Origin of the sequence: Streptomyces halobius (assembly GCF_023277745.1) — a bacterium.
GTDB classification, from domain to species: Bacteria; Actinomycetota; Actinomycetes; order Streptomycetales; family Streptomycetaceae; genus Streptomyces; species Streptomyces halobius.
This window is the reverse complement of sequence record NZ_CP086322.1, coordinates 6,268,821-6,288,672: the sequence shown is the minus strand read 5'-3', so window position 1 is coordinate 6,288,672 and position 19,852 is coordinate 6,268,821. Positions and strand designations below refer to the sequence as shown.

21 protein-coding genes are annotated in these 19,852 nt (G+C 70.6%); 11 read left to right on the top strand and 10 right to left on the bottom strand.

The annotated features are described in order from the left end of the window. Positions 1–270: 270 nt before the first annotated feature. The 3 genes from K9S39_RS28620 to K9S39_RS28610 all read right to left on the bottom strand — a co-directional run bounded on the left by K9S39_RS28620 (position 271) and on the right by K9S39_RS28610 (position 3,530). A complete protein-coding gene (locus tag K9S39_RS28620) occupies positions 271–1,176 on the bottom strand; it encodes a putative Ig domain-containing protein (RefSeq protein WP_248866231.1) in 906 nt (301 codons plus the stop codon). Further along, on the bottom strand, positions 1,176–2,237 hold the full coding sequence (locus K9S39_RS28615; protein ID WP_248866230.1) for a MotA/TolQ/ExbB proton channel family protein: 1,062 nt from the start codon (positions 2,235–2,237) through the stop codon (positions 1,176–1,178). Before K9S39_RS28615 ends, K9S39_RS28620 begins: the two co-directional genes overlap by 1 nt. A 777-nt stretch (positions 2,238–3,014) precedes the next feature. Further along, positions 3,015–3,530 carry a trypsin-like peptidase domain-containing protein gene (locus K9S39_RS28610; protein ID WP_248866229.1) on the bottom strand — a complete coding sequence of 172 codons (516 nt, stop codon included), beginning with the start codon at positions 3,528–3,530 and terminating at the stop codon, positions 3,015–3,017. Between the two features lie 327 nt (positions 3,531–3,857). Here K9S39_RS28610 and K9S39_RS28605 point away from each other — a divergent pair, with 327 nt between their 5' ends. Beyond that, a complete protein-coding gene (locus K9S39_RS28605) occupies positions 3,858–4,655 on the top strand; it encodes a phosphatase (RefSeq protein ID WP_248866228.1) in 798 nt (265 codons plus the stop codon). Between the two features lie 150 nt (positions 4,656–4,805). Here the strand turns inward: K9S39_RS28605 and K9S39_RS28600 are convergent, their stop codons facing one another. The 3 genes from K9S39_RS28600 to K9S39_RS28590 all read right to left on the bottom strand — a co-directional run bounded on the left by K9S39_RS28600 (position 4,806) and on the right by K9S39_RS28590 (position 7,106). Beyond that, positions 4,806–5,561 carry a class I SAM-dependent DNA methyltransferase gene (locus K9S39_RS28600; protein WP_248866227.1) on the bottom strand — a complete coding sequence of 252 codons (756 nt, stop codon included), beginning with the start codon at positions 5,559–5,561 and terminating at the stop codon, positions 4,806–4,808. Positions 5,562–5,910: 349 nt separating this feature from the next. Then, on the bottom strand, positions 5,911–6,138 hold the full coding sequence (locus K9S39_RS28595; protein WP_248866226.1) for a DUF397 domain-containing protein: 228 nt from the start codon (positions 6,136–6,138) through the stop codon (positions 5,911–5,913). Beyond that, positions 6,135–7,106, bottom strand: coding sequence for a helix-turn-helix domain-containing protein (locus tag K9S39_RS28590; protein ID WP_319949589.1), 972 nt, complete (start codon positions 7,104–7,106; stop codon positions 6,135–6,137). The genes K9S39_RS28595 and K9S39_RS28590 overlap by 4 nt, the downstream gene beginning before the upstream one ends. A gap of 281 nt (positions 7,107–7,387) precedes the next feature. Between K9S39_RS28590 and K9S39_RS28585 the strand changes: the two genes are divergently transcribed. The 6 genes from K9S39_RS28585 to tgmC all read left to right on the top strand — a co-directional run bounded on the left by K9S39_RS28585 (position 7,388) and on the right by tgmC (position 10,739). Further along, positions 7,388–7,603 carry a hypothetical protein gene (locus K9S39_RS28585; protein WP_248866225.1) on the top strand — a complete coding sequence of 72 codons (216 nt, stop codon included), beginning with the start codon at positions 7,388–7,390 and terminating at the stop codon, positions 7,601–7,603. Further along, positions 7,603–7,806, top strand: a complete 204-nt coding sequence (locus K9S39_RS28580; RefSeq protein WP_248866224.1) for a hypothetical protein — start codon at positions 7,603–7,605, stop codon at positions 7,804–7,806. The genes K9S39_RS28585 and K9S39_RS28580 overlap by 1 nt, the downstream gene beginning before the upstream one ends. Then, positions 7,803–8,099 (top strand): hypothetical protein, encoded by a 297-nt coding sequence (locus tag K9S39_RS28575; protein WP_248866223.1) that lies wholly within the window; start codon positions 7,803–7,805, stop codon positions 8,097–8,099. The genes K9S39_RS28580 and K9S39_RS28575 overlap by 4 nt, the downstream gene beginning before the upstream one ends. A gap of 230 nt (positions 8,100–8,329) precedes the next feature. Continuing rightward, positions 8,330–8,641 (top strand): putative ATP-grasp-modified RiPP, encoded by a 312-nt coding sequence (tgmA, locus tag K9S39_RS28570; protein ID WP_248866221.1) that lies wholly within the window; start codon positions 8,330–8,332, stop codon positions 8,639–8,641. Next, complete coding sequence (gene tgmB, locus K9S39_RS28565) at positions 8,638–9,681, top strand: ATP-grasp ribosomal peptide maturase (protein ID WP_248866220.1); 1,044 nt, start codon at positions 8,638–8,640, stop codon at positions 9,679–9,681. Before tgmA ends, tgmB begins: the two co-directional genes overlap by 4 nt. Continuing rightward, positions 9,588–10,739, top strand: a complete 1,152-nt coding sequence (gene tgmC / locus K9S39_RS28560; RefSeq protein ID WP_248866218.1) for an ATP-grasp peptide maturase system methyltransferase — start codon at positions 9,588–9,590, stop codon at positions 10,737–10,739. The genes tgmB and tgmC overlap by 94 nt, the downstream gene beginning before the upstream one ends. Before the next feature lie 91 nt (positions 10,740–10,830). Here the strand turns inward: tgmC and K9S39_RS28555 are convergent, their stop codons facing one another. The 3 genes from K9S39_RS28555 to K9S39_RS28545 all read right to left on the bottom strand — a co-directional run bounded on the left by K9S39_RS28555 (position 10,831) and on the right by K9S39_RS28545 (position 13,775). Continuing rightward, entirely contained in the window at positions 10,831–11,721 is an 891-nt protein-coding gene (locus tag K9S39_RS28555; RefSeq protein ID WP_248866217.1) for an acyl-CoA thioesterase, read from the bottom strand. 82 nt (positions 11,722–11,803) lie between these two features. After that, positions 11,804–12,961 (bottom strand): acyl-CoA dehydrogenase family protein, encoded by a 1,158-nt coding sequence (locus K9S39_RS28550; protein WP_248866216.1) that lies wholly within the window; start codon positions 12,959–12,961, stop codon positions 11,804–11,806. 139 nt (positions 12,962–13,100) lie between these two features. Beyond that, on the bottom strand, positions 13,101–13,775 hold the full coding sequence (locus K9S39_RS28545) for an SACE_7040 family transcriptional regulator (protein WP_248866215.1): 675 nt from the start codon (positions 13,773–13,775) through the stop codon (positions 13,101–13,103). 97 nt (positions 13,776–13,872) lie between these two features. Here K9S39_RS28545 and K9S39_RS28540 point away from each other — a divergent pair, with 97 nt between their 5' ends. From K9S39_RS28540 to K9S39_RS28525, 4 genes are read left to right on the top strand one after another with little or no spacing between them, the layout of a single operon-like run. Continuing rightward, positions 13,873–15,489 (top strand): carboxyl transferase domain-containing protein, encoded by a 1,617-nt coding sequence (locus K9S39_RS28540; RefSeq protein WP_248866214.1) that lies wholly within the window; start codon positions 13,873–13,875, stop codon positions 15,487–15,489. A 5-nt stretch (positions 15,490–15,494) separates the two neighbouring features. Next, a complete protein-coding gene (locus K9S39_RS28535) occupies positions 15,495–17,564 on the top strand; it encodes an ATP-binding protein (RefSeq protein ID WP_248866213.1) in 2,070 nt (689 codons plus the stop codon). Then, complete coding sequence (locus K9S39_RS28530) at positions 17,561–18,502, top strand: hydroxymethylglutaryl-CoA lyase (protein ID WP_248866212.1); 942 nt, start codon at positions 17,561–17,563, stop codon at positions 18,500–18,502. Before K9S39_RS28535 ends, K9S39_RS28530 begins: the two co-directional genes overlap by 4 nt. Positions 18,503–18,507: 5 nt before the next feature. Then, positions 18,508–19,662: an acyl-CoA dehydrogenase family protein gene (locus K9S39_RS28525; RefSeq protein WP_248866210.1), complete on the top strand. Its 1,155-nt coding sequence runs from the start codon at positions 18,508–18,510 to the stop codon at positions 19,660–19,662. A 9-nt stretch (positions 19,663–19,671) separates the two neighbouring features. Here the strand turns inward: K9S39_RS28525 and K9S39_RS42180 are convergent, their stop codons facing one another. Further along, complete coding sequence (locus K9S39_RS42180) at positions 19,672–19,797, bottom strand: hypothetical protein (protein WP_283112967.1); 126 nt, start codon at positions 19,795–19,797, stop codon at positions 19,672–19,674. Between the last annotated feature and the right edge of the window lie 55 nt (positions 19,798–19,852).

Genomic DNA, 19,852 nt, shown 5'->3' with positions numbered 1-19,852 from the left:
GCGGCCATTGTTCACCGCGCTTCAGCGAGCCGGCACATCGATTCCACGGCCGCCGCCGTTGCCGGGCGGCAGGCCCTCCGCATCCCCATGGCCGTTTGTCCCACGACCCGCCGCCGTTGCCGGGCGGCAGGCTCTCCGCATCCCCCCAGCCGTCCGGTTCCGGGGCCCGCCGCCCACCGGCCGACATGCCGCCGCTCCTCCGGCACCCCGGCTCCAGGTGCCCGCCGCCACCGGTCAGCAGTGCCACCGTCGCCTCCACAGCACCCCCGTTCAGCGCCTGAAGACCCCCTGCACGGGTGGCGTCACCATCGACCGCCGGCCAAAGAAGATCATCTTCAGGATCTGCAGAACCACCAGCGCGCCGATCGCGCCCAGCGCGAGCAGCCACCACGGCGCGTCCCACACATCGCCGTCCTCCTCCGGGCGCACCTCGCCGACCACGAGCCGCACCTGTTGCTCGGCCTGGAGGCCGGTGCTGTCCTTGACGCGTATGCCGAAGGTGAAGACGCCTTCCTCGGCGGGCTTGCCGGACAGTTCGCCCGTGCGGGAGAGCCTCATACCGCCGGGGAGGGCACCGGCCGGCTCCCAGGTGTAGGGGCCGCTGCCCGCGTCGGCTGCGAAGCGGTGTGCCGGATATGCCTCGTCCTTCTTGCCCTCGGGCACCGCGACCGTCTTGGAGACGACCCGCAGCCGTGGCCGCTCGGCGCCCTCCTCGGCCGCCCGGCGCACCGTCAACGACAGGGTGCGCTCGGCCCGTTGGCCCTTGGAGTCCTCCACCCGGACGGTGGCGCGGACCGGGCCGGGCCCATCGGCGGGCTGTTCGGCGCGGCCGGTGAGCACGCCGTTCGAGGTGAGTCGCAGCCCCTTGGGGAGCTGCCCGGCCGTCCGCTCCCAGCGGTACGGGGCCACGCCGCCGACGGCCGCCAGGGTGAGTTCGTACGGTGAGCCGGCCAGCGCGTCCGGCGCCTTGGTGGTGGCGACCTCGATCTTGGGCGGTTTGACGGCCTGCTGCTCGCCCGCCGGAGTGTTGGCACTGACCAGGCTGAGCAGTACGGCCAGGAACATCAGGGTGGCGATGATGATGAGCAGCAGGTCGATGAAGCGCAGCTCCACCGGCGCACCGTCCCCGCCGCCGCGCCGCCTGCCGAAACCCCTGGCTCCGCCGAAGCCGCTCATCACAGGACTCCGTCACCCGGGCCGCCCGGCCCACCGGGACCGCCGGCCGGCCCATGACCGCCGGGATAACCGCCCTGGCCGGGAACCCTGCCCTGACCGCGCACCGGCATCAGCACCATCTCTCGGTCCAGCCCCTCCCCGATGGCAGCCAGTTGGGCACCGATGGCACCGAGTTGCCGGATGACCTCCTCGGCACGGTCGGGCTTGGCGTCCCGCGCGTCGAACCGCACTCGGGAGGCTTCCGTCGCCAGCCGCCCCACCTCGGTGTTCAGCCCCTGGATCTCCTCGGCGGCCGAGCGCATGGCCTGGGACATGGCGGCCGCCGCCTCGGCCTCGGCGGTCCGGTCGCGGCCGGAGACGGCCCCGCTTCCGGCAGCCGAGGACAGCCGCTCAAGGACCAGTTCGTCCAGCTCCAGCAGCAGCCGCTCCTCACGGGTGTGCACGAACGACACCAGCAGATGGAAGACGACGCTGCTGCCGAGCGCGAACAGCGTGATGCCGAAGGCGGAGGCGAGCGGCCTGATCACATCGGACACCAGCACGCCGCTCAGCTCGGCGTAGCTGCTGGTGCCGCGCATGGCGCCGCTCAGCCCGCGGATCGACCGCGACATCTCCGCCGCGGTGCCGATGAAGCCGAGCGCGGGCAGCGCCCACACCAGGGCGCGAATGACGACGTACGGCGTCTCGGCGCGCGCCCCGCGGACCGCGGAACGGCCGCCGACCAGGGACTCGATCTGCGACGGCTCGACCCGGCCGCTCATCAGGCGGACCTGTTTCAGAGCCTCGTGCACCTCGGTACGCGCGTGCCCTGGGCCCCTCGGTTTCGCGGCGGCCAGCGATGCGGCCTCCCTGCTGTTGCGGCCGCTCAGGGCGAGCAGCATCAACAGCACCCAGATATTGAGGGCGAGCACGGAGGTGGCGAGGAGCTGGGACACTCCGCCGTGTTCGACGAGGCTGTGGAGCGGCGGCACTATCGCCGTGGCTCCCGTGAGGCTCAGTAACAGGGCGGAGCCGACCCCCAGAAGCCCGCACCAGATGAATGTCGTCCGCAGTCTCGTCATGCTCCAGCCTCCCCTGTACCGCGACCACACGCGGCGGCTGTCTTCGTCCTTCGCCCTGTCTTCCGTCTCCGTTGCGTCTTCGCTACGCGCTACGCGTCTTCGTTATGCGTCAAGCGTCTTCGCCATGCGTCGTGCTTCGTCGCCGTCACCATGCCTTCGTCACTGTCGATGACGAATCGATCATGACGAGTAGTTCCCCGTCACTCGAACGAGCTCACTTCACAAAACCTTGAGACAGACGAGGCGTTGGCGCCTGGTGAGGTGCGGGAATCCGACGCTACCGAACGGTGTGGCGGTCGTCCACGAACTCCAACTCCCAGAAGCCGGACGTCATTTGCTCATCGGACGCGGAGAGGACGGCACGGATCAGCACCGTGTCCCCGTGGTACAGCCGCAGTTGGCCCAGCTCCGGTACGGGCTGCGGACGGCCGTCCCCCGGGTGCCGCACAAAGGTGCGCACCCGCTCCATCGGGCTCTCCACGGACCACTGGCCGTACGTGCAGACCAGCCGGCAGTGCCAGCGGCTGACGACATGCGGCGGCCGGGACGCCAGCAGGATGTCCGGCTCGTCCGGACCGCCGTCGCCGCGGCCGATCCAGAACTCATGGCGCTTGGGGCCCGTGGTGCGCAGCGGCACCATCCGCGGCGGCCCGCCGTGTGGATCGTGGATCCAGAGCCGTACGGGACTGGGCTCGGCCAGGTCCGGCCAGTGCGCCCGCAGGCCCTCCACGGGGACGGCGTAGGCGGTGCGCAGCGCGGCGAGCCGGTCGACGGCGGTCACCATGCCGATGACCGCCTGAAGGTCCTCGTCCCATACGGGCGAGCCGCTGAACCCGCGGGCCGGCGGATGGCCCGGTTCGCCGACGGCGGCGAACTGCAGCAGCCCGGCGGCGGTCCGGCCCGCGAGCCCGCCCATACGCCGTCCGGATGGCCGTCGGGAAATCCGTACGCGCCGAGCGTGTGCCCGGCCAGATCGGTGTTCTCCGCCATGGGGGCGGGCTCGGCCCCGTAGGGGATGCGGTCCGGTCTCAGCACGGCGACATCGTCCGGGCCGCCGATCACGTCCGGCTCGCCGGCGAGCACGATCCGCGCCGGGATACCGCTGCCCCGCTCCAGGAACGGGAAGTCGACGCATACGCCGCCCCGGCCGTCCGGTCCCCGACCCTGCTGGACGACATGAGCGCAGGTGAGGACGGTGCCGTTGGCACAGAGAGTGCCCCCGCCGGCCACCGCACCGCCGGAGGCGGCGCGTACCCGTACCTGCCACGGCGGCTTCTCTGCTTTACCCTTCACCGATCGCCCCCTTACGCCGTGCCTTTACGCCGTACGGCCCACCTCTGGGAAAACCCGGTCCCACAGCCCGGAAACGCCTAAGGGAAAACCCGGAAATCCCCCGGCGATCGTAGCCGCCGGGCGCACTGCGGGCCTCGCGCAAGCCCTGTGCACACCCCGGTATCCGGACCCCGCGCACGCCCCAGTATCCGGGCCCCGCGCAAGGCCCCGCACACCCGGTATCCAGACCCCGCGCACCCTCCGGTATCCCGCCCCCGGTGCCCGGCCCGGTGTCCGCGCTGCGGAACCCCCACGCCCCGGCAGATCCGTACGGGCACAATGGGCGCTATGCCGATAGCCGCTGCCGCCGCAGCCCCCACGCGCGCCGAACTTGTCGATCATCTCGTGCGGACCCGGATCGCCGGTGATGTCGCCACCCCCCGCGAGAACAACCTGGACCACTACCGCAAACTCGCCAACGGCGACCGCCACTACTGGCTCGGCCTGGAGCTCGGCGACCGGTGGAGGGACGAACAGGACGTCCTCGCGGTGATGGCGGAGCGCTGCGGCGTCAGCGACGATCCGCACCACCGGCACGGGCAGGACACCATCGACCCCGAGCTGACGGTGGACGCCCTGGACCGCACGGCCGCGGTGCTGCGCAAGGCGGCGGCCGACCGGCAGCGGGTGCTGTTCGCCACCGGTCACCCGGGCGGGCTGCTGGACGTGCACCGCGCCACGGCCGAGGCACTGCGGGCGAAGGGCTGCGAGATCGTGACCGTACCGGGTGTACTGACGGTGGACGAGGGCCTGGTCGTCCAGTTCGCCGGTGTGGCGATGCTGGAGCGCGGCGCGACGCTCTGGCACACCCACTCCCCCGCCCCGATGGCGGCGATCCTCGACCAGCTGGAGCGGGAGGGCGCCCCGCTGCCGGACCTGGTGATGGCCGACCACGGCTGGGCGGGCTGCGCGGGCCAGCGCGGCATCGAGGCGGTGGGCTTCGCGGACTGCAACGACCCGGCGCTCTTCCTGGGCGAGGCCGAGGGCACACTCCAGGTGACGATCCCGCTGGACGACCACGTCCTGAGCCCGCGCTACTACGACCCGCTGACCGCCTACCTGCTGGACGCGGCGGGGCTGGTCTGAAGGGTCCCTCCCGGAGGGGCCGCCCTCGCACCCCAGCCGGCAGGCACGATGCCCCGGCCAGCTACCTGGGCCGTGTCCGGTGAATCACCTATAACCCACCGGTCCGGCCCTTAGGCGGAAACAGGTGGTTCGCCCGAAGCCCGCGACAGGTCACGGCCTTTTGCCGAGCACGAAGGCGAACCGGTCCGGGAAGCAGATCTCACCGGGAGCGTACCGGCGCCGAATCTCCGCAAGGCCGTCGGTGAGTTGCTCGTCGGTGAATGACGACAGCACCGACATCCACCGGTTGGCCACCAGTCCGATCCAGTGGTTCCGGTCGACGCGTACCTGATATTCCTCGCACCCGTAGCTGGTGATGAGTCCGGATTCCCGCATGTGGTCGGCGATGTCCTGGGGATCCGGTTGTCGTTCGGCGAACCGGTCCAGGGCGGAATGGAACAGGGGATATTCCAGCCGCGGTGGCAGCGTGACGACGAGGATACGTCCGCCCGGCACGAGCAGCTCGGCCAGGCCCTTGAGGGTGGTGTCCAGTTCGCTGATGTGGTGAATGGTCTCCTTGATGAGGATGCCGTGCAGCCGGTCATACGGAAGGGTGGCCTGTCCCATAGCCACCTCTTCTGCGCCGGCGTGGATGGGGTGCAGCCGGGGGTCGTCCGGTAGTTGGGCGAGCATCGCGGCGCTGGGATCGACGCACAGGATCGGGCTTTGCGCTGAGGCGTTGCCGATCAGACGCTGGAGGAACAGTCCGGTGCCGGCACCGATGTCGGCGATCCGTGTTCCGGGCCTGATCGGGAGTCTGGTGGCGATGTGTCCGCACATCCACGACAGGTATTCGGGGCGGTGCCCCCAAGTCTGGTCGTAGGTGTGGGCGAGATCGGCGTAGTGCTGTGCGACGCGGTCGCTCACGAGTGCCGGACCTCCTGCCGGGATACCACGGCTGTCGAGGAGGACAGGGACACGGCGGCTTCTCGCGCGTGGTGATCGGGGTCTGTCACGGGGCGCCTGTCTGTGGAGGCGAACATCCACGCCACCTTTCAGTCACAACGTGCCACGAGATGAACGGAGTGCGCCGATGAGCCTCTGACACCCCCAGGCCACGGCGCAACCGCCTCGTTTTGGCCACGCCGTCGGCATTCCTTTGTACCCGGCGAGCCGGGTACACGAAGCTGCGAACTCCCGCACCCGGTTCGCAGGCATGACGACGACCCCCGCCAAGATCACGGGGGCCGTTCACTTCGGTCTCCTGCTGAGTAGATCAGGCGCGGAACTCACCGCGCTTGACGGCATCGACGAACGATGACCAGCCGCTCGCCGAGAAGGCCAACGCGGGGCTGTGCGGGTCCTTGCTGTCCCGGACCGGGACGGTGCCGGGGAGGCCGTTGGCGACCTCGACGCAGTTGCCCCCGTTGTTGCTGTAGGAGGACTTGAACCAGTCGGCGTCCTCCAGGTTGAGTGCCGACACCTTGGCAGGTTGGGTGTTCATCGTGCGATCTCTCTCGATAGTTGATGCAAGAACTCGGGGGTGTCCTGGGGGGACCGAGCGTCTGCCACCATGGCGTCAAACATGCGGGAGAACCGCCTGACCTCGCGTGGCTTGTCCGTAACCGCGACGGTGCTCCACGGGGTGTCGGACTGAACCGTTGTGGGCAGGCCGTCGTCAAGAATCATGATGTTGACGTCATGGAGGGCAACGTAGCCACTTCCTGACTGGGGGAGGACCTGTATGGTCACGTTCTCCAGAGCGGCCAGTTCGGCGAGAGCGGCGTACTGTTCCTGCATGATGTCTGCGTCACCGATGGTGTAACGCAGCGCTGGTTCATACAGGACCGCCCATACCTTCATCGGTTCGTCATCGCGTGTCAGAGCCTCCTTTCGCCGCATGCGGAGCTGCACGCTGTGCTCCATGAACTCCGTTGTCGTCTCGTCGATGGGCTTGTGCAGTTCGTGTACGGCTCGCGCGTAGCCCTTGGCTTGGAGGAGCCCAGGGATAACGGTCGGGTGGAAGACGCGGATCTCCCGGGCGGCGGACTCAACGCCGAGAAATCGCGGCATGCCCGACAACATGGTGGTTCCCGTGCCGGTCCACCATTCACGACTGGATGCGTCGCGCTGGAGGGCAACGAGCCGGTTCACCTGCTCCTCGTCGGTGATGCCGTAGCGCTCCAGCAGCTCCCGCAGATGACCGGCCTGCCGGAAGGACTTCCAACCAGTCTCGACGCGTTGAAGCGTGGTCTCGTCGAAGTGCATGTCCCTTGCTGCCTCCGCGATGGTGAGCCCGGCCTCCTTGCGTAGCTGCCGCAGTTCTTGTCCGAGCCCGATGCGCCTGGCGGTTGGCCGCGGTTTCGCCGCCATGTGCCCTCCATTCTGGCGCATTTGAGCGCCGTCGTCCGCCTTGCGTGCAGGCTGGCATGCGTTGTGCGCGCAGCGGAAGCCATGCGCATAGCTTGGCATGTGCCACTTCTCCTGCTGAGGCTGAACTCCAGCAGATTCTGTTGCACATAACCACGCAGCAGGCCACGGTGGTTGAGCCCTGAAAGTCGTTCAGGGCAAGGCACGAAAGACCCCCGCGACGTTGCTGGCACGGCGAACGTCCGGGGGCATGGCCACCAACCCCTGGGAGGTTGATGACAATGGCGAAGCCTATCGCCACGATCTTCGAAACGCTGCTGCGGCGGTTACTGCCCGCACAAGGGCGTCACCGGTCTGCCGGCTCACCGCTCCCTACGAGGAGCGTGGACGCGGCGAGGCTCGTGGTTCCCCCCGTACCCGTCGGGAGGCCGGGGCTGCTGCGGGGCGAGGACACCGCCCTGGTCCGCCCGTACGTCCTCACGCCCGAGGAACGGAAGCAACGGCGGTTGCGACGCCGACGGCGACGGGCGCTGTGGCTCGCGGTGCACGGGGTCGAGGCCGGGCCGCGCTGGATCCACGGGGTGGAGGTGATGGGCTGATGCCCCGTATCTGCCGCCCCGTTCACCTGAAGGACCCGGCTCCGGTACCGGAGCCGGAGCCGGAGCCGGTTGCCGGGTGCGACGTGTGCGCCGCCCTGGCCAGGCAGCGCACAGAGGCGCACACCACCGGAGACAAGACGACGGCGATCGACTGCAACATCGAAATCCGCCACCACCCCCACCCGAAGCGGGAGGGACGATGACGACCAGGGCACGCGCGGGCGCGTGGTCGCGGCTGCGCGACTGGGCGGAGGAGATGTGGAACCGGCACGTCAGGCAACGGGAGCTGTACCGGCAGCTTGATCTCTTGCGTGCGGACCTCAAGGCCCGTACCGCGTGGATGGATGAGCTGACCGAGGAGGAGCTGGCGGAGATGCTGCGCGGCCTCACCGCGTGCATCGACGCCGTGCAAGCGGCGGGCATCAACGCCCCGGACCGTCCGGAGGACACGTCCACGACCGACCCGACGGCGGGCGGTGCGCCGCCCCTGGCGTAGACCAGGGCGGGGCCGCCGTGGCCTGTCTCCGGCCGCCCCGCCCGCACAACTTCCCCCGACCGGCCCGTGCCGCCCGCCAATCCTCGACAGCCGGCGGGCCCGGCCCGGACACAGACGCACCCGGCGTCGGCGTCCGGGCCGTCGAGGCCCCCTGTTGAGGCCGGGCTCGTTCACAGGAAGCTAGCCCCGGCAGGGATCTACAAGCCCGTACACGACGAAGGAGGAACACCGTGTTCGTTCATTCCGACCGTCTCCCGAACGGGACACCGTTGCCATCCGGACACAACACCCCAGCACCGTGGGGCCTGCGGCGCATGGCCCCCTACCCGGCGTTCTCCCCCGGCTATGCCCGTACCGAGCTGGACCCTGCGACGCAGACCGCGCGCTACTTCGATGCGGACGGACAGCCTGTGATGATGCCGGGGCACGGCACCAGCACCGGCACGAACCCGCCTACCAACACCGGTAACCCGTCCGACGGCGCCGGGCCCGGGGGTTCCGGTGGCGGGGACCAGGACACCGGGAACGACAGCGACCAGTGACACATCCGGGTCCGGTTCTGGTCGTCACCAACTTGGACGACCCCACAACCGATCTGGTGATTGATGAGCTGCACGGCCGGGGTGTCCCGGTCGTGCGGTTCGACTCCGGGGACTTCCCCGCCACCTTGTCGGTTGCGGCCATGATCACGAGCGAGGGCATCACAGGCACCCTCACCACGCCGACTCGCACGGCTGACCTCGCCGGTGTGCGGTCGCTGTACTACCGGCGCCCCTCCGGCTTCACCTTCCCGCATTTGGACGAACAGACCGCCCGGTTCGCCGTCTCCCAGGCCCGCTATGGTCTCGGCGGCGTCATGGCGTCCCTGCCGGGCTGCCTGTACGTCAACCACCCCCACCGCATTGGCGACGCCGAGTTCAAACCCTCCGGCCTCGCCACCGCTGTCACAGCCGGATTCCAGGTCCCGCCAACGCTCCTGACGTCCGCCCCGGAGGCGGCCCGCGCCTTCATCAAGACTCACGGGCCTGTGATCTACAAACCGCTGTCAGCCCCGCTGTACCGAAACGCTGACGGTGTCTCGTGCACGGTGAAGGTCGCCGAGGTCGCCGCCAAGGAGATCGACGAAGCGATTGCCGGCACAGCCCACCTGTTCCAACAGCGCGTCGACAAGGTCGCGGACGCTCGCGTGACCGTCATCGGCGACCATGTGTTCACAGTCCGCATCGACTCGGACCTGTTGGACTGGCGTACCGACTACGGTCGGCTCACCTACACCCCTGTGCAGCCTCCGCCCGGCCTCACCTCCGCCCTCTACCGCTACCTGGCCCGCTTCGGGTTGGTCTTCGGCTGTTTCGACTTCGCCATCGGCCGCGAAGGGCAATGGTGGTTCCTGGAGTGCAACCCGTCCGGGCAGTGGGCGTGGCTGGAGCCGGAGACCGGCCTGCCCATGGTCGCCGCGATGGCTGATCTGCTGGAGAGGAAACCCACGTGCCCCACGACGACAAGTCCCTACGCCTCCGCCTCGCTGAACACCTTGCCGCCGGCGGATACCTCCGCACCGCGCCGTGGCGGGCGGCCGTAGAGGAGGTCCCACGGCATGAGTTCCTGCGCGGCGGATTCTTCGAACCGGTCGATGGCCCCGGGCCGACCGCGTGGCGACCGGTACTGCCGGACGATCCGCAGTGGCTGGAGCGCTGCTATGACGACGAGTCCCTGGTGACGCAGATCGCCGGGACGATCGTCCCCCGCGACATCCGGGGCGAGATCCTGCGCGCCCCGACCTCCTCCCGCACCATGCCCTCCCTGGTGGTACGCATGCTCGAAGAGCTGCACGTCGAGGACGGGCTCACGGTGCAGGAGATCGGCAGCGGCTATTCCACGGGCCTGCTCTGTCACCGGCTTGGCGACCAGGCCGTGACCTCCGTGGAGGTCGACCCGGACGTGTCCGCCTCCGCGAGCGTGGCTCTTGGCGCCTGCGGATACTTCCCCGAACTGGTGGTCGGCGACGGGCTCGTGGGCCATGCAGACGGCGGGAAACGCGACCGCACCATCGCCACCTGCGGCGTGATCGACCTGCCCTACACGTGGGTGGAGCAGACCAAGCCGGGCGGCCTCATCCTGGCCACTCTGTGCGGGTGGCTCTACTCTTCCGAACTCGCCCGGCTCACCGTCAGAGAGGACGGGACCGCCCGCGGCCGCTTCCTCGGCGGACAGATCTCCTTCATGCTCGCCCGCCCCCAGCTCCCGCCCTCGCTCGGCATGCTCCCCGACCTCGACATCGGAGAGGAGCGCCCCGCGAGCCTCGCGGCCAATGTCCTGGACGACTGGAACACGCGCTTCGTCGCCCAACTCGCCGCCCCCCGCGCCCAGCGCATCAGCCTGGTGCGCGACGGCCGGACCGAAGATGTCCTCATCGATGTGGACGCCGGCGTATGGGCGGCCCTCACCCAGGAGGCCGGCGGCACATGGACCGTGCGGCAGGGCGGACCGGGTCGCCTCTGGGATGACGTCGAGCGGTACGTCACCCGCTGGCGGTCCGATGGCGCCCCCGGTCTCGATCACTTCGAGGTCACGGTCACGCCCGACGGCCAGACCATCACCTGGTCCCGAGAGGGACATGAGGACGAGGACGATGGCTGATGACGAGCGGGGGGGTGTGGCGGGGGGGTGTCATGCCCCACGGGCTATGGCACCAGCGGCTCCGACGTGCACCTCTGCGCCGCTCACCCGGCTACGCCCTCGGCACCCGCACGACCCCCTCCTGGATCACCGACACGGCCAGCTGCCCATCGGCCGTGAAAATGCGCCCCTTGCCCAGCCCCCGGCCGCCCTGGGCGGTGGGGGACTCCTGGTCGTACAGCAGCCAGTCGTCGGCGCGCAGCGGGCGGTGGAACCACATGGCGTGGTCCAGCGATGCCCCGACGACGTCGCCGACGGCCCAGCCGCCCCGGCCGTGCGCGAGCAGGATCGAGTCCAGCAGGGTCATGTCGGAGACATAGGTGACCAGGCAGATGTCGAGCAGCGGGCGGGGGATCCCACCGTCGTCGTCGAGCTTGCCCTGGGTGCGGAACCAGACCTGCGACCTGGGGTCGCGGGCCTCGCCCGCGGTGGCGAACGGCGGCTCGTCGACATAGCGCAGATCGATCGCCGCCCGGGACTCCAGCAGCCGCTCGACGACGCCGGGGCCGGTGAACCGGTCGGCGTAGCGGGGCAGCATCTCGGCGGCGGTGGGCAGCTCCAGCGGGTCCGGTGCCGGAGGCATCGGCTCCTGGTGCTCCAGCCCCTCCTCGGGCAGCTGGAAGGAGGCGGACAGGTGGAAGATCGGCTGGCCGTGCTGGACGGCGACGACCCTGCGGGTGGTGAAGGACCGGCCGTCGCGGATGCGGTCGACGGTGTAGACGATGGGCGCGCCGGGGTCGCCCGGACGCAGGAAGTAGGCGTGCAGGGAGTGCGGCGGCCGGTCGGCGGGGACGGTGCGTCCGGCCGCGACCAGGGCCTGGGCGGCGACCTGGCCGCCGAAGACCCGGGGCACGATGGAGGCGGTGCTCCGGCCGCGGAAGATGTCCTGCTCGATCCGCTCCAGGGAGAGCAGATCGAGCAGCGACTGGAGTGCGTCGGTCACGTGGGTATTGCTGGTCACGTGCGTATTGCTGGTCATGTGCGTGTCGCTGGTCAACGTGTGTGCGCTTCGGCGGGCCCCGGGCCTACAGGCCCATGGACTTGGCGATGATCGACTTCATGACCTCGCTGGTGCCGCCGTAGATGCGGTTGACGCGGTTGTCGGCGTACAGGCGGGCGATGGGGTACTCGTTCATATAGCCGTAACCGCCGTGCAGCTGGAGGCACTTGTCGATGACGCGGTGCGCGACCTCGGTGCAGAAGAGCTTGGCGCCGGCGGCCTCGGCCGGCGTCAGCTCGCCCGCGTCGAGGGCCTCCAGGGCGCGGTCGGCGACGGCCTGCGCGGCGTCCACCTCGGCCTGGCAGGCGGCCAGTTCGAACTTGGTGTTCTGGAAGGCGGCGACGGGCTTGCCGAAGACGGTGCGCTCCTGCACGTACTGCTTGGCGAACCGGACGGCGGCGGCGGCCTGCGCGTACGCGCCGAAGGCGATGCCCCAGCGCTCGGAGGGCAGGTTCTTGCCGAGGTAGGAGAAGCCCTTGTTCTCCTCGCCGAGCAGGTCCTCGACCGGGACCTCGACGTCGACGAAGGCGAGCTCGGCGGTGTCGGAGGTCCGCAGGCCGAGCTTGTCCAGCTTGCGGCCGACGGAGTAGCCCGCGGACGCGGTGTCCACGGCGAACAGGGAGATGCCGAAGCGGCGGTCGTCCTCGCGCGGGCCGGAGGTGCGGGCGCAGACGATGACGCGGTCGGCGTGCACACCGCCGGTGATGAAGGTCTTGGCGCCGTTGAGTATGTAGTGCGTGCCGTCGCCGGAGAGCTTCGCGGTGGTCTTCATGCCCGCGACGTCGGAGCCGGTGCCCGGCTCGGTCATCGCCAGGGCCCACATCTCCTCGCCGGTGACGAACTTCGGCAGCCAGCGCTTCTTCTGCTCGTCGGTGGCGAGCATCTTGATGTACGGCAGGCCGAGCAGCACATGGACGCCGGAGCCGCCGAAGTTGACGCCCGCGCGCGCGGTCTCCTCGTACATCACGGCCTCGTACTTGTGCGAGTCGATGCCGGCGCCGCCGTACTCCTCGTCCACCTCGATGCCGAAGATGCCCAGCTCACCGAGCTTGTAGTAGAACTCGCGCGGCACCTGGCCCGCGGCGAACCACTCGTCGTATACGGGGACCACCTCGCCCTCGATGAAGGCGCGGATGGTCTCGCGGAACGCCTCGTGGTCCTCGTTGAACACAGTGCGACGCATGTGTCTCGTCTCCTCCGGGTCGCCGGCCAAGCCGCTGGCTAAGCGCTTGCTCAGCGAAAGCTACCCGCCGGTCATCAAAGCTGTCCAGAGGTGAACTACCGCTGCGGCTGCGAGCCGCACCACCCGGGCGGCCGGCCGCTCAGGCCCCCGCCGCCTCGGCTCCCACCGGCTCCGCACCCCGCTCCCCCTCCGACTCCGCACCCCGCTCCGCCACCGGCCCGTCCGCGACCGCCCCGAACGCCCCCAGCGCCAGCCGGTGCAGCAGTTCCGCCGCCTCCGTACGCCCCGGGAGCGCACCCGGGCGGCCCAGGTGCGGGGTGGAGTTCAGCAGGCCGAAGACGGCATGCACGGCGGCGCGGGCCTGCGCCTCGGAGGGCCCGGGGTGGACCCGGCGGACGACCTCCACCCACAGCTCGACGTACTGCCGCTGCAGCTGCCGCACCCGCTTGCGGTCCGCCTCCCGGAGCCGGTCCAGCTCCCGGTCGTGCAGGGTGATCAGCGGGCGGTCGTCCAGCGCGAAGTCGATATGGCCGTCGATCAGCGCGTCCAGCACCGCCTCGGGGGTCTCACCACTCTCGGCGATCCGCATCCGGCCGCCCGCCAGCAGCCGTTCACTGATCCCCACCAGCAGCTCGGCGAGCATCGCGTCCTTACCGGCGAAGTGGCGGTAGAGGCCGGGACCGGAGATGCCCACGGCCGCCCCTATCTCGTCCACGCCGACGCCGTGGAAGCCGCGCTCCGCGAACAGCCGGGCGGCTTCCTTGAGGATCTGCTCGCGGCGGCTGGTCGGGGCAGGGACGTGCGCATTACTCATGCGGCCAATTGTAGACAGCCGGGTTAGTGGTCGTTAACCTGAAGGAAATGAGTTAACGAGCACTAACCTGGATGACCGAGCGAGGGGGCGCGTACTGATGGAGCAGGCACCGGTGCTGGGGAGCACCGCCGACGCGGCGTCCGACTCCTGGCGGGCCAACGAGGCCGCGCACCGCGAGCTGGCCGCCGAGCTGCGCGAGAAGCTCGCGGCGGCGCGGCTGGGCGGCGGTGAGAAGGCCAGGGCCCGGCACACCGCGCGCGGAAAACTGCTGCCCCGGGAGCGGGTGGACACCCTCCTGGACCCCGGATCGCCGTTCCTGGAGGTGGCGCCGCTCGCCGCGGAGGGGATGTACGGCGGGTCCGCCCCCGCGGCCGGGGTGATCGCCGGCATCGGACGGGTCTCCGGCCGCGAGGCGGTGATCGTCGCCAACGACGCCACGGTCAAGGGCGGCACGTACTACCCGATGACGGTGAAGAAGCATCTGCGGGCACAGGAGATCGCCCTGGAGAACCGCCTGCCGTGTCTCTGTCTCGTGGACTCGGGGGGTGCCTTCCTGCCCATGCAGGACGAGGTCTTCCCGGACCGTGAACACTTCGGGCGGATCTTCTACAACCAGGCGCGGATGTCCGGCGCCGGCATCCCGCAGATCGCGGCGGTGCTCGGGTCCTGCACGGCGGGCGGTGCCTATGTCCCGGCGATGAGCGACGAGGCCGTGATCGTCCGCGAGCAGGGCACCATCTTCCTGGGCGGGCCGCCGCTGGTGAAGGCCGCCACCGGCGAGGTCGTCACCGCCGAGGAGCTGGGCGGCGGCGAGGTGCACGCCAGGACCTCCGGGGTCACCGACCACCTCGCGGAGGACGACGCGCACGCTCTGCGGATCGTGCGCACCATCGTCGCCACCCTCGGCGACCGCGCCCCGCTCCCCTGGCCGGTGCGGCCCGTGGCGGAGCCCGCGGTCGATCCGGCCGGCCTCTACGGTGTGGTGCCCACGGACTCCCGTACGCCCTACGACGTCCGCGAGGTGATCGCCCGGATCGTCGACGGCTCCCGCTTCGCGGAGTTCAAGGCCGAGTACGGCACGACCCTGGTGACCGGCTTCGCGCATCTGCACGGCCACCCGGTCGGCATCGTCGCCAACAACGGCATCCTGTTCTCCGAATCCGCCCAGAAGGGCGCCCACTTCATCGAGCTGTGCGACCAGCGCGGCATCCCGCTGCTCTTCCTGCAGAACATCTCCGGCTTCATGGTCGGACGGGACTACGAAGCGGGCGGCATCGCCAAGCACGGTGCGAAGATGGTGACGGCGGTGGCCTGCACCCGCGTCCCCAAGCTGACGGTCGTCATCGGCGGCTCGTACGGCGCCGGCAACTACTCCATGTGCGGCCGGGCCTACTCCCCCCGCTTCCTGTGGATGTGGCCGAACGCCAAGATCTCGGTGATGGGCGGCGAACAGGCCGCGTCCGTCCTCGCCACCGTCAAGCGCGACCAGCTGGAGGCGGCCGGCCAGGAGTGGACCGCCGAGGACGAGGACGCCTTCAAGGCGCCGGTCCGCGAGCAGTACGAGACCCAGGGCAACGCCTACTACGCGACCGCCCGGCTGTGGGACGACGGTGTGATCGACCCGCTGGAGACCCGGCAGGTGCTGGGGCTGGCGCTGACCGCCTGTGCCAACGCGCCCCTGGGCACGCCCGGCTACGGCGTCTTCCGGATGTGATCTTCATGAGGGGAATGTCCACGACGATGTTCGACACTGTCCTGGTCGCCAACCGCGGCGAGATCGCCGTCCGCGTCATCCGTACGCTGCGCGCCCTCGGGATCCGCTCGGTCGCCGTCTTCAGCGACGCGGACGCGGACGCGCGGCATGTCCGCGAGGCCGATACCGCCGTACGGATCGGGCCCGCCCCGGCCGCCGAGAGCTACCTGGCGATCGACCGGCTGCTGGACGCCGCCGCCCGCAGCGGCGCGCAGGCGGTCCACCCCGGCTACGGCTTCCTCGCCGAGAACGCCCGCTTCGCCCGCGCCTGCACGGCCGCGGGGCTCGCCTTCATCGGCCCGTCCGCGGAGGCCATCGAGCTGATGGGCGACAAGATCCGCGCCAAGGAGACGGTGCGGACGGCCGGTGTCCCGGTGGTGCCCGGCTCTTCGGGCAGCGGTCTCGACGACGGTCAACTGGCCGCCGTCGCACGGGAGACCGGCATGCCGGTGCTGCTCAAGCCGTCCGCGGGCGGCGGCGGCAAGGGCATGCGGCTGGTCCGGGACGAGGCGCGGCTCGCCGACGAGATCGCCGCCGCCCGCCGGGCCGCCCGCGGGGCGTTCGGCGACGACACCCTCCTGGTGGAGCGCTGGATCGACCGCCCCCGGCACATCGAGATCCAGGTCCTGGCCGACGGCCACGGCAACGTCGTCCACCTCGGCGAGCGCGAATGCTCCCTCCAGCGCCGCCATCAGAAGCTCATCGAGGAAGCGCCCTCGGTCCTGCTGGACGACGCCACGCGTGCCGCCATGGGCGAGGCGGCCGTGCAGACGGCGCGCGCGTGCGGCTACCGGGGCGCCGGCACCGTCGAGTTCATCGTCCCCGGCAAAGACCCTTCCTCGTACTTCTTCATGGAGATGAACACCCGGCTCCAGGTCGAGCACCCCGTCACCGAGCTGGTCACCACCATCGCGGGAGAACGCGGCATCGACCTGGTCGAGTGGCAGCTGCGGATCGCGGCCGGCGAGCGGCTCCCGTTCGGCCAGCCCGACATCACCCTCACCGGGCACGCCGTCGAGGCCCGGATCTGCGCCGAGACCGTGTCCGTCACCGGCGGCACCCGCGACTTCCTGCCGACCGGCGGCACCGTCCTCGCGCTGCGTGAACCGCACGGCGGCGGGGTGCGCACCGACTCCGGCCTGTCACCGGGCACGGAGGTCGGCAGCCGGTACGACCCGATGCTGTCCAAGGTCATCGCGTACGGCGAGAACCGCGCGGCCGCGCTGCGCACCCTGCGGGCGGCGCTGGCCTCGACCGTCACCCTCGGTGTGCCCACCAACGCCGGTTTTCTGCGTCGGCTGCTGGCCCATCCGGACGTCGTCTCCGGAGAGCTGGACACCGGGCTGGTGGAGCGCGACATGGCCGCGCTGGTCTCCCCGGAGGTGCCGGACGAGGTGTACGCGGCGGCCGCGGCGGTCCGGCAGGCGGCCCTGGAGCCGGCCGTGGCCGACGGCGGCTGGCGCGATCCGTTCGCCGCGCCGACCGGCTTCCGGCTCGGCGGCGAGCCCGCCCCCACCCGGCACTGGCTGCGCGTCCCCGGCCACGACCCGGTCCCCTACGACGTACCACCCGCCTCCCCGGGCGCGCAGGTCGACCCGGACCGGGTACGGGTCACCGTCGACGGCGTGCTGCACACCTTCCACCGGGCCGGCGACTGGCTCGGCCGGGACGGCGACTCCTGGCACGTCCAGGACCACGACCCGGTGGAGGCGACGCTGCGCGGGGCAGCCGGGGCGCACGGCGTGGACACCCTCGCCGCCCCGATGCCGGGCACCGTCACCGTCGTCAAGGTGGCCGTCGGCGATGACGTCGCCGCGGGTCAGGGCCTGTTGGTGGTGGAGGCGATGAAGATGGAGCACGTCGTCGCCGCGCCGCACGCCGGGACCGTCACCGCACTGGACGTCACCGCGGGCGCGACGGTCGCCATGGACCAGATCCTGGCCGCCGTCACCCCGCACGAGGACCCGCCACCCGACGGGGACACCGCCGGGCCCACCGCCTCCGCACCCGACGGCGAGCAAGGGAGTGCGTCATGACCACCACCGGACTGCCCATGGAGGTCCCCGCGGAGGGCCTGCCCACCCGCGTACGGATCCATGAGGTCGGCGCGCGCGACGGCCTGCAGAACGAACAGACCGTCGTCCCCACCGGGGTCAAGGCGGAGTTCATCCACCGGATCGCCGACGCGGGGCTGCCGACCGTCGAGGCCACCAGCTTCGTCCACCCCAAGTGGGTTCCCCAACTCGCCGACGCGGAGCGGCTGTTCCCGATGGTGAGCGATGTCGGCCCGGACCGGCTGCCGGTCCTGGTGCCGAACGAACGCGGCCTGGACCGCGCGCTCGCGCTGGGCGCCCGTCGCATCGCGGTGTTCGGCAGCGCCACGGAGTCGTTCGCCAAGGCCAACCTCAACCGCACCGTCGACGAGGCGCTGGCGATGTTCGCCCCGGTCGTCGCCCGCGCCAAGGACGCCGGGGGCCACGTCCGCGGCTATCTCTCCATGTGCTTCGGCGACCCCTGGGAGGGCCCGGTCCCGCCCGCCCAGGTCGTCCGGGTCTGCCGCGCCCTCATCGACCTGGGCTGTGACGAACTGAGCCTGGGCGACACCATCGGCGTCGCCACCCCCGGCCATGTCCGCCACCTGCTCGCCGCCCTCAACGAGGCCGGCGTGTCCACCTCCCGTATCGGCGTGCACTTCCACGACACCTACGGGCAGGCCCTCGCCAACACCTTCGCGGCCCTCCAGCACGGCGTCACCACCCTCGACGCCTCCGCGGGCGGCCTCGGCGGCTGCCCGTACGCCAAGAGCGCCACCGGCAACCTCGCCACCGAAGACCTCGTATGGATGCTGCACGGCCTCGGCATCGAGACCGGCGTCGACCTGGACCGGCTCACCGCCACCAGCGTGTGGATGGCCGAGGTCCTGGGCCGGCCGAGCCCGTCCCGCACCGTCCGAGCCCTCTCCCACAAGGAGTGACTCCCATGTCCCTGGACCACCGTCTCCCCTCCGAGCTGGAAGAACTCCGGCGTACGGTCGAGGCGTTCGCCCACGAGGTCGTCGCCCCGAAGATCGGCGACTTCTATGAGCGGCATGAATTCCCGTACGAGATCGTCCGCGAGATGAGCCGTATGGGCCTGTTCGGCCTGCCGTTCCCCGAGGAGTACGGCGGGATGGGCGGCGACTATCTCGCGCTGGGCATCGCCCTGGAGGAGCTGGCGCGGGTCGACTCCTCGGTGGCCATCACCCTGGAGGCCGGTGTCTCCCTCGGCGCCATGCCGATCTTCCGCTTCGGCACGGAGGAGCAGAAGCGCGCGTGGCTGCCCCGGCTGTGCAGCGGTGAGCTGCTCGGCGCGTTCGGCCTCACCGAGCCGGACGGCGGCTCCGACGCGGGCGCGACGCGGACCACGGCCGTACGTGACGGCGACTTCTGGGTGATCAACGGCAGCAAGTGCTTCATCACCAACTCCGGTACCGACATCACCGGTCTGGTGACGGTCACGGCGGTGACCGCCAGAAAGCCGGACGGCTCCCCGGAGATCTCCGCGATCATCGTGCCCTCCGGCGCCCCCGGCTTCACCGTCGCCGCCCCGTACTCCAAGGTCGGCTGGAACGCCTCCGACACCCGCGAGCTGTCCTTCTCCGACGTCCGGGTCCCGGCCGCCAACCTACTGGGCGAGGAGGGCCGCGGCTACGCCCAGTTCCTGCGCATCCTCGACGAGGGCCGGATCGCCATAGCGGCGCTGGCCACCGGCCTCGCCCAGGGCTGCGTCGACGAGTCGGTGGCCTACGCCAGGACCCGGCACGCCTTCGGCCGGCCGATCGGCGCCAACCAGGCGATCCAGTTCAAGCTCGCCGACATGGAGATGCGTGCCCACACCGCCCGGCTGGCCTGGCGCGACGCCGCCTCCCGGCTGGTGCACGGCGAGCCGTTCAAGAAGGAGGCGGCCCTCGCCAAGCTCTACTCGTCGGAGATCGCCGTCGACAACGCCCGCGAGGCCACCCAGATCCACGGCGGCTACGGCTTCATGAACGAGTACCCGGTCGCCCGTATGTGGCGCGACGCCAAGATCCTGGAAATCGGCGAGGGCACGAGCGAGGTCCAGCGGATGCTGATCGCAAGGGAATTGGGGTTCTAGGCGTACCCGTCACGGTCGGCCCTGCGTCATTCCGGGGCCGGTCAGGACGTCCGGCAGCGGCGCCTTCCAGTGCTGGGCATGCGGGAAGAGCGCGGCGAAGCGGTCGCGGACGACCGAGGGGAAGAACACCGGCATCCAGGAGCCGTCGGTGAACCCCAGCCGGTAATTCCCCTTGCCGTAGTCCTTGCAG